The following is a 13,041-nucleotide window of genomic DNA, read 5'->3' as shown; positions in this document are numbered from 1 at the left end:
TTACTTCTTACCTGCCAACATCGCATTGCGCTCTTGCAAAAACTTGATCAAGCCTTCGACACCGTTTTGGCTAATTTGATTGGTAAATTGATTTCGGTAAGCCTCAATTAACCAAGCCCCCATAATGTTGATGTCATAAACTTTCCAGCCATCATTGGTTTTCTCAAGGCGATAGTCCAAGGGAATGGGATCCGATTTACCAATCACCACGGTGCGAACGATCACATCGGTGTCACTCGGATTTGCACGAAAGGGTTTGTATTGAACCGTTTGATCACGCAACTGACTTAAGGCTCCTGAATAAGTGCGAATCAATAAAGACTTGAACTCGGCAATCAATTGATTTTGCTGCTCTGGGGTTGCCTTACTCCAATTTCTTCCCATGGCCAATTGCGTGGTTCTGCGCATATCCGTGTAGGGAACAATTTTCTTTTCGACTAAATCCACGACGCGAGGAATATTGCCTTTCTGGATTTCAGGGTCGGCTTTCACGGAGGCCATCACATCAGCCACGATCATTTTGATAAGACCATCAGGTGTATTAGAGTCTGGTGCATTTTGGGCGTTGGCAATCCCAAGCGCGCCTGAAAGCAAAAAGGCAAAAAATGTTAGAAAGGCTGTTTTCACGATAAACCGATCAAAAAGGTAAAGAAACAATTTTAGTCTCTTTGAACCATTTACTCGTAGGGGTTCTCATAGACTGGGGCAGGAGGCTCCTTACCCTCTTTAGCCTGATCAATTTGATACTGACGCCTCTGAATATAGGCATCACGTGTAAAGGTGTACTTATCAATCGCCGCACCTTCCAAAAGATCGCCTGCCTCATAGTAGTTATTACGGGCATTAACAATCCGCAATCCCGTCAAACTATTACGCAAGGCTACGTCCGGCAAGAGACGGAAAAGATAATCGGTTTCTAAATCGACTGCGGTACCAAAGGTATCGCGTACATTGCTTGGCCCAAAAAACGGCAAGACCACATAGGGTCCTGGCGGAACACCCCAAACACCAAAGGTCTGCCCAAAATCCGCTTTGTGTTTTTCTAAGCCACCCGGTGTGGCCATATCAATAAACCCACCTAATCCAAAAATGGTATTAACGACCACCCGCATTAGATCACTAAAGGCCATACTGACATTGCCTTGCAATAAATTATTCACGGAAGTGTAGATGTCGCGGTAGTTACCAAAAAAGTTATCAATGCCTTGCTGCGCTGGCTTTGGCAGAATAAATCGATAGCCTTTGGTGATTGGCTTTAACAAATACTCATCCAATCCTTCATTGAAAGAGAAAACTGAGCGATTAAAGGACTCCCAAGGATCGTGCGGCGATGGCTCGCTGCCTGCCGGGATACTCGCACATCCGATGATGCAAAGGCTCAGAAGAGTAACGCACAGGCGCTTTAGAAAAATCACAATGGTTTTAGTTCTTAAATAATGAGATTATTTGGTGCCCGACTTGGTATCGCCTTTGTCCTGGCCAGTATCCGCTGCCTTGTTGTATAGAAATTGGCTAATGAGATTTTCTAGAACAATGGCTGATTGGGTTTGAGTAATCTTGCCCCCATCGGCGAGCATTTGCTCATCACCACCCGCTTCAAGACCAATGTATTGCTCGCCTAACAATCCTGACGTTAAGATCTTTGCCGAGGAATCTTTGGGAAACTGATAGGCCTTTTCAATCGTCATCGTCACTGTGGCCTGATAGGTCGAGTCATCAAACTGAATCGTTGAAATACGGCCGACCACAACGCCAGCACTTTTTACCGGTGCACGCGGCTTTAAGCCACCAATATTGTCAAAGCGGGCCGAGACCGTATACGTTGGCGCAAATGACACAGCACTCATATTGCCCACCTTAAGTGCCAGAAAAAGCATGGCTAACATGCCGATCGTTACGAATAACCCGACCCAAATATCAATTGCACTTTTTTTCATAAGAATCCTAGTTTATTCCGATCTTGTCCTACGCTTTAATTGGAGAACATCATCGCGGTCAATAAAAAGTCCAATGCCAACACTGCTAAAGACGAGAGCACCACAGTCCTCGTAGTCGCTTGCGACACTCCCTCCGGAGTAGGCTTTGACTCATACCCCTGATAAAGGGCAATAAATGTCACGGCCACCCCAAAGACAATGCTTTTGATAAAGCCATTGGCAATGTCATCAAATAAATCAACACCACCTTGCATTTGGGACCAAAATGCACCGCTATCGACCCCAATCAGGGGTACGCCCACTAGATAGCCGCCCAAAACACCAACCGCAGTAAAGATGGTGGCCAAAATTGGCATCGCAATAATCCCGGCCCATAAACGCGGAGCGATTACCCGACGTAATGGATCTACTGCCATCATCTCCATGGCGGATAACTGCTCTCCGGCTTTCATAAGACCAATCTCCGCTGTGAGCGAAGTGCCAGCACGACCCGCAAACAATAGAGCAGTAATCACGGGACCTAGTTCACGTGTCAATGACAAAGCCACCAACAATCCCAGAGCCTGCTCGGAACCATAACGCGTTAAGGTGTAATAGCCTTGCAACCCTAATACAAAACCAACAAATAAACCTGATACGGTAATGATCACAAACGAATAATTACCAACGAACAAAATTTGATCCGATACCAGACGGGGTCGCCTAAATAGCGCACCAGAACGCATCAGCACTAAGACAAACATCCGAGCGGCATACCCAAGGCCAGTAATATTCTTACGAATAAAAAATCCGAGATCGCCCAGTGTGTTCGTGATTGGATTTGACTTAGAGCTTGGTTCGAGATTCATTAACGGTGCAATCCAAAATCACTAGCTAAATCCGGGCCTGGATAATTAAACGGCACCGGACCTTCTGGTGAGGCATCTAAAAACTGGCGAACAAAGGGATCGGTTGAGCGATTGAGTTCATCGGGCGTACCTTGCGCCCCAATCTTGCCATTGGCAATAAAGTACACGTAGTCTGCAATCTCGAAGGTCTCTTCGACATCGTGTGTCACCAGAATACTGGTTGCACCCAAGGCATCATTGAGATTGCGGATTAATCGCGCTGTAATCCCTAAACCAATTGGATCAAGTCCCGCAAATGGCTCATCGTACATAATGAGAGGTGGGTCTAAAATAATCGCCCGCGCTAGCGCAACGCGTCTCGCCATCCCCCCTGAAATCTGCGATGGCATTAAATCGCGAGCGCCGCGTAAACCCACTGCGTTTAATTTCATCAGGACCAAATCACGAATCAGCTCTTCGCTTAGGTTCGTGTGCTCGCGCAATGGAAAAGCAACATTCTCAAACACACTCAAATCAGTAAACAAGGCACCGAACTGAAATAGCATGCCCATACGACGGCGAGCCTGCATCAGCTCATCACTATTCATCGCAGAAATCTCACGACCCTCAAACTCCACCGAACCCGTTTGAGCTGTCACCTGTCCGCCGATCAATCGCAATACTGTAGTCTTACCGCAACCCGAACCACCCATCACCGCAACCACTTGGCCGCGGCGAAACTCCATATGAAGCCCACCCAAAATTTGACGCTCACCCGGGGCATATGAAAAATCCACCCCCCGAATGGAGACAACTGGCAAATCAATCGCACCTAAGGTCAGATTAGTGGGCATGACTTGATTATCGGGGCAATACCGACGACCCCATTAAATACTCATCGACCGCACGGGCGCATTGGCGACCCTCCCGGATTGCCCAAACCACTAAGGATTGGCCGCGCCGCATATCGCCTGCCGCAAACACCTTGGGTATATTGGTGTGATAGGCATGATGACCATCCGTCGTAGCCTTTGCATTACCGCGCGCATCTTTTTCTACACCAAAAGCATTTAAGATTTGCTGTGCTGGGGAAACAAAACCCATGGCGAGTAAAACTAAATCGGCCTTGATTTCAAACTCTGAATTTGGGACCTCACTCATCTTGCCGTCTTTCCACTCTAAACGCACCCCAATGAGTTTTTCTACTTTGCCGTTTTTGCCTTCAAACCGCTTGGTGGCAACCGACCAGTCGCGCTCGCAACCTTCTTCATGCGAAGACGAGGTGCGAAGTTTAGTGGGCCAATAGGGCCAAACTAAAGGCTTATTCTCTTCTTCAGGCGGCTGAGGCAATAACTCAAACTGCGTAACATGCTTTGCACCATGCCGATTGGATGTGCCTACGCAATCCGAACCGGTGTCACCACCACCGATCACAACCACATGCTTATCTGTTGCCCGAATCTCATTTTTGAGATCGCCAGCCACTTCCTTGTTTTGTGGAATTAAAAACTCCAGAGCAAAATGAATTCCACTTAACTCACGACCGGGGACTGGCAAATCGCGGGGTTGCTCAGCACCACCACTGATAATGACCGCATCAAAGCTCTTGAGTAATTCATGCGGGCTTACCGTTTTTTGAGCATAGTTCTTTACTTCTTTGCCTAGCGTCTCTTTACCGACAAAAACCCCGGTTACAAAAGTAACACCTTCGGCTTGCATTTGCTCAACCCGTCGGTCAATCAACCACTTCTCCATCTTGAAGTCGGGAATGCCATAACGCAGTAAACCACCGACCCGATCATTCTTTTCATAAACGGTCACATCATGACCAACTCGCGCTAACTGTTGAGCTGCTGCCATTCCTGCGGGACCAGAACCAACCACGGCAACTTTCTTACCAGTCTTGGTTTTAGGTGGCTGTGGCTTTACCCAATCGTTAGCCCAGGCCTTATCAATAATGGCATGCTCAATCGACTTGATACCTACTGGTAGCTTGTTGATCCCAAGAGTGCACGCTGCCTCACATGGTGCTGGGCAAATACGGCCCGTGAACTCTGGAAAGTTATTCGTTGAATGCAAAACCTCAATCGCATTTTTCCAATCGTTGTGATAAACCAAATCATTAAAGTCAGGAATGATGTTGTTCACGGGGCAGCCGTTGTTGCAAAACGGAATCCCACAATCCATACAACGTGCACTTTGTACTTTTGCATCCGCATCCGATAGCGCAGCTACAAATTCTTTGTAATGATGAATTCGTTTGACCGGCGCTTCATAGGTCTCTTCGACCCGCTCAAATTCCATAAATCCAGTGACTTTACCCATACCTACTCCAAAGATTCTTCATTAATCAATTCACGTGATCAAGCCATCACAGGCTTGGTTTGATCTTGCCCTTGAGCACGCTCCCACAATTCACCGAGAGCCCGCTTATATTCAGTAGGCAATACCTTCACAAAACGCGCACGCGACTTGTCCCAATCGGCTAGCAATGCCTTGGCACGCTCTGATCCGGTGTACCGGAAATGGCGCTCAATCAGTGTCTTTAGAATTTGCTCATCGGTTTGACGCTCGCCGCCCTCTTTGACATTGACTGGTGCATGCCATGTGGATTTAGGCATATTCGCAATCTGCTCCGACGATGGCAGTACTTTCTCCAAGGTTGCCATCGTGGTATTACAACGCTTCTCAAAGAGTCCGTCTTCATCAAAGACATAGGCAATACCACCGCTCATGCCTGCGGCAAAGTTACGGCCGGTCTTTCCAAGAACGACAACTGTGCCACCCGTCATGTACTCGCAACCATGGTCACCGGTGCCCTCGACAACTGCAATCGATCCGGAGTTACGCACTGCAAAACGCTCACCCGCCACGCCATTGAAAAATGCCTCGCCTTCAATCGCGCCATACAACACCGTGTTACCCACAATAATGTTTTGGGACGCGTCGCCCCGGAACTCATGGGGCGCACGCACCACAACGCGCCCACCCGACAATCCCTTGCCGACATAGTCGTTCGCATCGCCCACGAGATCTAAGGTGATTCCGCGCGCCAAGAATGCTGCAAAACTTTGTCCAGCCGTACCGTTTAACTGAATATGGATCGTGTCATCAGGCAAACCCAAATGCCCATAGCGTTTTGCTAACTCACCAGAGAGCATCGCCCCCACCGTACGATTGACGTTGCGGATCGGTACAATGAAAGAGACCTTCTCGCCACGCTCTAAGGCTGGCTCACTCTTCTCGATCAAGGTATGGTCAAGCGCAGCACCTAAACCATGATCTTGAGTGAGCGTTTGGTGACGAGGCTCGTCATGTGACACATTGGGCAGAGCAAAGACTTTACTGAAATCCAAGCCCTGCGCCTTCCAATGATCAACGCCCTTGCGCGTATCCAATAGATCAACACGACCAATCAGTTCATCAAACGTCCGAATTCCCAACTGCGCCATAATCTCGCGCACTTCTTCAGCAATGAAGAAAAAGAAATTCACGACATGCTCGGGTTTGCCTGAAAACTTCTTACGCAACTCGGGGTCTTGAGTCGCAACACCTACTGGACAAGTATTGAGATGGCATTTACGCATCATGATGCAACCCTCAACTACTAAAGGCGCTGTAGCAAAACCAAATTCATCAGCGCCTAGTAATGCACCAATCACAACATCACGGCCGGTTTTCATTTGACCATCGGCTTGTACACGAATACGACTACGCAACTGATTGAGTACCAATGTTTGCTGGGTCTCTGCAAGACCTAACTCCCATGGTGTACCAGCATGCTTAATCGATGACAAAGGAGATGCGCCTGTACCACCATCATGACCAGCAATCACGACGTGATCGGACTTTGCTTTGGCCACGCCTGCTGCCACCGTGCCAACACCCACCTCTGAGACAAGCTTTACTGAAACATCGGCTTGTGGATTGACGTTCTTTAAGTCATGAATGAGTTGCGCCAAATCCTCAATCGAATAAATGTCGTGATGCGGTGGTGGCGAGATCAGACCTACGCCTGGTACTGAGAATCGCAGACGTCCAATATAGTCCGAGACCTTGCCACCTGGTAATTGACCGCCCTCGCCTGGCTTTGCGCCTTGGGCCATCTTAATTTGAATCTGATCGGCTGAACGCAAATACTCAGTGGTCACACCAAAACGCCCAGAGGCAACTTGCTTAATTTTCGAACGCAATGAGTCGCCGTCTTGCAATGGAATATCTGCCTCAACGACATCCTTGCCCAAAATACTAGCGAGGGTCTCACCCTTCTTAATCGGAATCCCTTTGAGTTCATTGACATAGCGATTTGGATCTTCGCCGCCCTCACCCGTGTTGGATTTACCGCCAATACGATTCATTGCGATTGCCAAAGTTGCATGAGCCTCGGTCGAAATTGAACCTAAGGACATAGCGCCGGTTGCAAAGCGCTTCACAATCTCTTTGGCGGGCTCGACCTCATCAAGGGGAATGGCTTTGTTCGGATCAATCTTGAACTCAAATAAACCGCGTAAGGTCATCAAACGCTTACTCTGATCATTAATCAGATTGGCATACTCTTTATAGGTTTGATAGCCTTTCTCTGGCCCGGTGCGAGTCGCATGCTGTAACTTTGCAATCGAGTCGGGTGTCCACATATGTTTCTCACCACGTACCCGATACGCGTACTCTCCACCCGCATCCAACATATCAGCCAATACAGGATCATCACCAAACGCGGCATGGTGCATCCGTAAGGCTTCTTCAGCAACTTCGAACACACCAATTCCGCCTACGTTCGAAGAGGTCCCTTTGAAATACTTATCAATGAGCTCATGATTAAGGCCAATCGCTTCAAAGATTTGCGATCCGGTATAGGACATATAAGTCGAAATACCCATTTTCGACATCACCTTTTGCAAGCCCTTACCAATCGCCTTGACAAAGTTCTTAATCGCTTTCTCAGACGATAAGTCGCCTGAGAGGCCTTTGGCCATCTCAGCCAAGGTCTCCATCGCCAAATAGGGATGAATCGCTTCCGCGCCATACCCTGCAAGTAAGGCAAAGTGATGAACCTCGCGGGCACTACCAGTCTCCACCACTAAGCCAGTGCTGGTTCGTAAACCGCGCTCCACCAAATGCTGATGAATCGCCGAGGTTGCCAAGAGTGCAGGAATCGCCATATGCTCGCGATCCACTTGGCGATCGCTCACAATTAAAATATTGAAACCGCTGCGCACTGCATCGGTTGCCTCAGCGCACAAGGAGGCTAAACGCGCCTCAATGCCCTCCTTGCCCCAGGCAACTGGATAACAAATATCTAATTCATACGAACGGAACTTACCACCGGTGTAATGTTCAATATGACGCACCTTGGTCATGTCATCCAAGTCCAAGACCGGCTGACTGATCTCCAAACGCATCGGGGGATTGATATTGTTGGTATCTAATAGGTTGGGCTTTGGTCCAACAAAGGACACCAAAGACATCACCAGATTCTCACGAATCGGATCGATTGGAGGATTAGTAACTTGAGCAAACAATTGCTTAAAGTAGTTGTAGAGCGACTTGCTGCGATCGGATAAAACCGCAAGTGGACTGTCGTTGCCCATCGACCCAATTGCTTCTTCTGCATTCTGTGCCATCGGTGCCATCAGATATTTGAGATCTTCCTGGCTATAACCAAATGCTTGCTGACGATCGAGTAATTTTGCTGCGGGGCGAATGTGTTTCGCATCATCCTGAGTGTCTTTTTTGCTCACATCCAACTCATCGAGCTTCACGCGCACCGCATCAATCCAGCTCTTGTATGGCTTGGCTTTAGAGACCGAGTTCTTTAACTCCACATCATCAATGATGCGGCCTTGATCCATGTCGATCATGAACATCTTGCCAGGCTGTAAGCGCCACTTTTGCACAATCTTATTTTCTGGAATCGGCAACACACCAGCTTCAGAAGCCATGATGACCAAATCATCATCGGTCACGTAATAGCGTGCTGGTCGTAAGCCGTTGCGATCCAAGGTGGCGCCAATCTGACGCCCATCAGTAAATGCCATCGCCGCGGGGCCATCCCATGGCTCCATCATGGCAGCGTGGTACTCATAAAAGGCGCGGCGGTTCTCATCCATGAGGGTGTGCTGCTCCCATGCCTCTGGAATCATCATCATCATGGCTTGCGCAAGCGGATAACCAGCCATCACCAAAAGCTCAAGGCAGTTATCAAAGGAGGCGGTATCCGATTGGCCTGGATAAATCAATGGCCATAGCTTTTGTAAATCATCGCCTAGTACAGGCGAGCTAATCGCGCCCGTGCGCGCATTAATCCAGTTCACGTTCCCCTTCACCGTATTAATCTCACCATTGTGAGCAAGCAAACGGTATGGGTGAGCTAGTTCCCACGCTGGGAAGGTATTGGTTGAGAAGCGCTGATGCACCAATGCTAGAGCTGACACTGCTTTGGGATCTTTAAGATCGCAATAATAGGCGCCCACTTGACTAGCCAATAAGAGGCCTTTATATACGACGGTTCTCGCAGACATTGATGCCACAAAATATTCTTTGCCGTGCTTGAGGTGCAAATCTTGAATCGCATGACTTGCTGTTTTACGAATCACATAGAGCTTACGCTCGAGTGCGTCGGTGGTCATGATGTCGCGACCACGCCCGATAAAAATTTGGCGAATGATTGGTTCGGTTTTTTTCACGGTGGGCGACATCGGCATAGCACGATCGATCGGCACATCGCGCCAACCCAATACAATTTGTCCTTCTTGACGTACTGTGCGCTCTAACTCTTGCTCGCACGCTAAACGTGACGCGTTCTCTTTAGGCAAAAAGATCATGCCAACGCCATATTCGCCAACGGGCGGCAACTCGACCCCCTGCTTTTTCATCTCGCTGCGATACAGCTCATCAGGAATTTGAATCAGTATTCCGGCGCCGTCACCCATCAGTGGGTCAGCACCTACGGCTCCTCGATGATCGAGGTTCTCGAGGATCTTTAATCCTTGAGTGATGATGTCATGGGATTTCTTGCCCTTGATGTGCGCCACAAAACCAACGCCACAGGCATCGTGTTCATTTTGAGGGTCGTAGAGACCTTGAGCGGACGGACGTAACTCGAGATGATTCATATTTAATCCAAATTGGTCATGCGGCCGGCAATCCCCATGGATTGCTTCAAATAGAGGCCGGGAGGGTAAATATAGGGGAATCCACTAAGGGATGCAATAGAAATTTAATGACTCTGTCCCATTTATCTAATGGCGGAAGAATAGAAATTAAATTAAATAGGGACAGACTTAAAGTTTTTTTGGTCTTCCACGCGGCTTGACCTGCCATTGATTCAGGCTCATCTTAGGATTTTGCTTGATAAATTCAGGACTTACCCAGGGTCTTGAGCGGATTAAATGCTCAGTAATTGCCCGATCCTCATGATGCGGCGCCCCCTCCCTCACAAAAGCCACCCAGGCTAGCTGCCTCTCAAAAGGGGTGTTGCCTAAACCCCAGAAGCTTGGGTGATCGGTTAGCCAAGTCTCACCCTTGCCCCCAATATGGCTTTGGTAGCTAGTGTTTTTACAGTCCTCAGCACGAGATTCCAGTCCGGCGCGCACAGGGTTAAGTTCAATGTAGCGCTGGACTCGTAAGGCATACATTGGATCAATCAGGGAAGAACAAAAGCGACCTTCCCAAATCGTGCCCGAAGTCCCTTGTTGTCGATTGATGTATTGCGCGTAGCGGCGACCCAAGGATTGCATCGTTTTTGATAAGGAATATTCAAAACGGGGGGTGGCTAATACGTGTGCATGGTTTGGCATCAAGGCATAAGCATGAACGGCACATCCAAACTCTTTAGCAGCATCACGTAACCAGTCAAGATAAATTCGGCAATCCGCATCATGGCTAAATATGATTTGACGATTGTGACCACGAACCAAAAGATGCATCGCTTGTCCAACAATAACCAAGCGTGCTTTACGGGCCATCTTTACTTAGTTAATTTGGCGAACGCCGCCCAAGGGAGCGAACTCAGGAATAATCCAATCGCCGTCGTACTCAGAAACTCCCGGTGGAGGGGTGCGGTTTATCTCGGGGACGCCTCGTAGAGCGACCGACATAAAGTTAATCCAGACAGGCAATGCTAAGCCGCCACCCGTCTCACGGTCGCCGAGGCTTCTTGGGTTATCAAAACCAATCCAAGCCACTGCCGCAACCCGAGGGTTGTAACCAGCAAACCATGCGTCGTGTGAATCATTCGTTGTACCGGTTTTTCCAGCGATATCGTTACGACCTAAAGCAGGCCTGGCACGCGCTGCGGTTCCAGTCTTTGTAATTTCTTGCAACATACTATCCATCACAAAGGTCGTTCGCTCATCCAATACACGAATCGCATTTTTTCCAACACGCACCGGATTAGCCTCAAACAAGGTTTGACCTTTTGCATCCGTGACCTTATCAATCAAATAGGGATTCACGAAATAGCCGCCATTTGCAAAGACGCTATAAGCACTCGCCATTTGCAAAGGTGTGACTGAACCTGCGCCAAGGGCCATCGTAAGATATGGCGGATGCTTCTCAGGCTCAAAACCAAAGCGCTGAATAAATTCTTGGGTATACGAAGGGCCTATTTTGCGAATTACCCGAACCGATACTAAATTTTTAGACTTCGCCAATGCAGCTCGCAACCGCATCATCCCATCGAACTTGCCATCGTAGTTCTTGGGTTGCCACACTTGACTGCCAGTCTCCAATGCCCCAATCGATAATGGTGCGTCATTCACCATGGTTGAAGGACTTAAACCCCGCTCGAGAGCAGCTGCGTAAACAAAGGGTTTAAATGCCGAGCCTGGTTGACGAAACGCCTGGGTTACGTGATTAAATTTATTACGACGAAAATCAAATCCACCAACCAAGGCCAAGATTGCTCCATCGTTAGGGTCAAGAGCCACAAAAGCAGCCTCGACTTGAGGTAATTGAGCCAGCTTCCAAACCCCGTCATCGTTGAGCAGTCGAACCACTGCGCCCGGACGAATGCGTCGCTTGGGCTGTGCGGATTCGGATAATGAAGCACTTGCAAGTCTTAATGCATCGCCTTTAATGGTGATTTGCTCACCAGTTGCAATCATGACTTTTAATTCTTTGGGGCTTGCCTCCAATACAACCCCGGATTGCAATTCATCAAGCGCCGGGTAATCAAGCAAGGCGTCATCAATCGTTCGCTGGCGCTTTACAGGGTCTTCGGGTAACTCAATAAACCCCTCTGGGCCGCGATACGCATGTCGCAAATCATAGTCAAAAATACCCTTGCGAACTGCAGCATAGGCAGCATCTTGGTCTGCCTTTAAGACCGTGGTGTAAACATTGATACCTTGCGAATAAATAATGTCACCGTACTGAGAAAAAAGGAGTTGTCTGGCCATCTCAGCAACAAAATCAGCGCGAGTATCAAATTCTTTTCCTAGGCCTCGAATCTTAATGGTCTCAGCCATCGCCTTTTCATAATCGGCTGGCGTAATGTATGAGAGATCGCGCATGCGCTGCAAAATATATTCTTGACGAATCTTGGCGCGCTTATAGTTACTAACCGGGTTATAGGCAGAGGGTGCCTTTGGGAGGCCTGCTAGCATCGCCGCCTCTGCAATGCTAATATCCTTGAGTTCCTTACCAAAATATATTTTGGAAGCGCTCGCAAATCCATAGGCGCGTTGCCCCAAATAAATTTGATTCATGTAAATCTCAAGAATCTTGTCCTTGGTTAATTGGGCCTCGATCTCCCAGGCAAGTAGCACTTCATAAAGCTTGCGACTGAAGGTTTTCTCATTGCTTAAGAAAAAATTACGTGCCACCTGCATGGTGATGGTCGACGCCCCTTGGGAGAGGCTTCCTCTTAAATTGGCTAAAGTTGCTCGCAATACGCCCCAGTAATCAACGCCGCCATGACTATAGAAACGATCATCTTCAATCGCGATCACTGCATACTTCAAATAGACAGGGATTTCATTGAGAGGGACAACGCTTCGCCGTTCCTCTCCAAACTCACCTATTAATACCTTATCGGCGGTATAGATCCGTAATGGCTCTTTGGGGTTGTAATCCACTAGCGCTGAAATGTTCGGTAAGTTTGGCTTCGCAATAATGAATGCGTAGGCGACTAACATGGTAAATAACAAGCCAAGCACCACCATCAAAATCAATAAGGCTTTAATTAGTGGGCTGGCACCTGACTTCTCAGAAAAACGAGTGCCCGAGCCCCGTTGGAAAGGCGGTTTTTTGCTCGGTGGATTAGCCATCCCCAAATT

The 13,041-nt window shown here is 48.4% G+C and carries 9 protein-coding genes; all 9 read right to left on the bottom strand.

The window, feature by feature from the left end; genetic code table 11:
• Entirely contained in the window at window positions 1-630 is a 630-nt protein-coding gene (locus tag QUE60_RS00500; RefSeq protein ID WP_458574694.1) for an MlaC/ttg2D family ABC transporter substrate-binding protein, read from the bottom strand.
• Between the two features lie 47 nt (window positions 631-677).
• Window positions 678-1,415, bottom strand: coding sequence for an MlaA family lipoprotein (locus QUE60_RS00495; protein ID WP_286223802.1), 738 nt, complete (start codon window positions 1,413-1,415; stop codon window positions 678-680).
• Between the two features lie 27 nt (window positions 1,416-1,442).
• Entirely contained in the window at window positions 1,443-1,937 is a 495-nt protein-coding gene (gene mlaD, locus QUE60_RS00490) for an outer membrane lipid asymmetry maintenance protein MlaD (protein ID WP_286226854.1), read from the bottom strand.
• Between the two features lie 35 nt (window positions 1,938-1,972).
• Window positions 1,973-2,785 carry a lipid asymmetry maintenance ABC transporter permease subunit MlaE gene (mlaE, locus tag QUE60_RS00485; RefSeq protein ID WP_286226852.1) on the bottom strand — a complete coding sequence of 271 codons (813 nt, stop codon included), beginning with the start codon at window positions 2,783-2,785 and terminating at the stop codon, window positions 1,973-1,975.
• Window positions 2,785-3,618, bottom strand: coding sequence for an ABC transporter ATP-binding protein (locus tag QUE60_RS00480; protein ID WP_286226850.1), 834 nt, complete (start codon window positions 3,616-3,618; stop codon window positions 2,785-2,787). Before QUE60_RS00480 ends, mlaE begins: the two co-directional genes overlap by 1 nt.
• Window positions 3,619-3,625: 7 nt before the next feature.
• Window positions 3,626-5,089 (bottom strand): glutamate synthase subunit beta, encoded by a 1,464-nt coding sequence (locus tag QUE60_RS00475; protein ID WP_286226848.1) that lies wholly within the window; start codon window positions 5,087-5,089, stop codon window positions 3,626-3,628.
• 38 nt (window positions 5,090-5,127) lie between these two features.
• Window positions 5,128-9,876, bottom strand: coding sequence for a glutamate synthase-related protein (locus QUE60_RS00470; protein WP_286226846.1), 4,749 nt, complete (start codon window positions 9,874-9,876; stop codon window positions 5,128-5,130).
• 168 nt (window positions 9,877-10,044) lie between these two features.
• Entirely contained in the window at window positions 10,045-10,728 is a 684-nt protein-coding gene (locus QUE60_RS00465) for a transposase (RefSeq protein WP_286223796.1), read from the bottom strand.
• 6 nt (window positions 10,729-10,734) lie between these two features.
• Window positions 10,735-13,032 (bottom strand): penicillin-binding protein 1A, encoded by a 2,298-nt coding sequence (locus QUE60_RS00460; protein ID WP_286223795.1) that lies wholly within the window; start codon window positions 13,030-13,032, stop codon window positions 10,735-10,737.
• Between the last annotated feature and the right edge of the window lie 9 nt (window positions 13,033-13,041).

The sequence above is a fragment of the Polynucleobacter sp. HIN11 genome (assembly GCF_030297675.1).
GTDB lineage: Bacteria > Pseudomonadota > Gammaproteobacteria > Burkholderiales > Burkholderiaceae > Polynucleobacter.
The sequence above is the reverse complement of the archived record's forward strand: the minus strand, read 5'-3'. Positions and strand labels throughout refer to the sequence as shown.

Coding starts and splice junctions, on each gene's coding strand:
- mlaE (WP_286226852.1), bottom strand. CDS start 2,785: ATGAATCTCGAACCAAGCTCTAAGTCAAATCCAATCACGAACACACTG.
- mlaD (WP_286226854.1), bottom strand. CDS start 1,937: ATGAAAAAAAGTGCAATTGATATTTGGGTCGGGTTATTCGTAACGATC.
- QUE60_RS00465 (WP_286223796.1), bottom strand. CDS start 10,728: ATGGCCCGTAAAGCACGCTTGGTTATTGTTGGACAAGCGATGCATCTT.
- QUE60_RS00470 (WP_286226846.1), bottom strand. CDS start 9,876: ATGAATCATCTCGAGTTACGTCCGTCCGCTCAAGGTCTCTACGACCCT.
- QUE60_RS00460 (WP_286223795.1), bottom strand. CDS start 13,032: ATGGCTAATCCACCGAGCAAAAAACCGCCTTTCCAACGGGGCTCGGGC.
- QUE60_RS00480 (WP_286226850.1), bottom strand. CDS start 3,618: ATGCCCACTAATCTGACCTTAGGTGCGATTGATTTGCCAGTTGTCTCC.
- QUE60_RS00475 (WP_286226848.1), bottom strand. CDS start 5,089: ATGGGTAAAGTCACTGGATTTATGGAATTTGAGCGGGTCGAAGAGACC.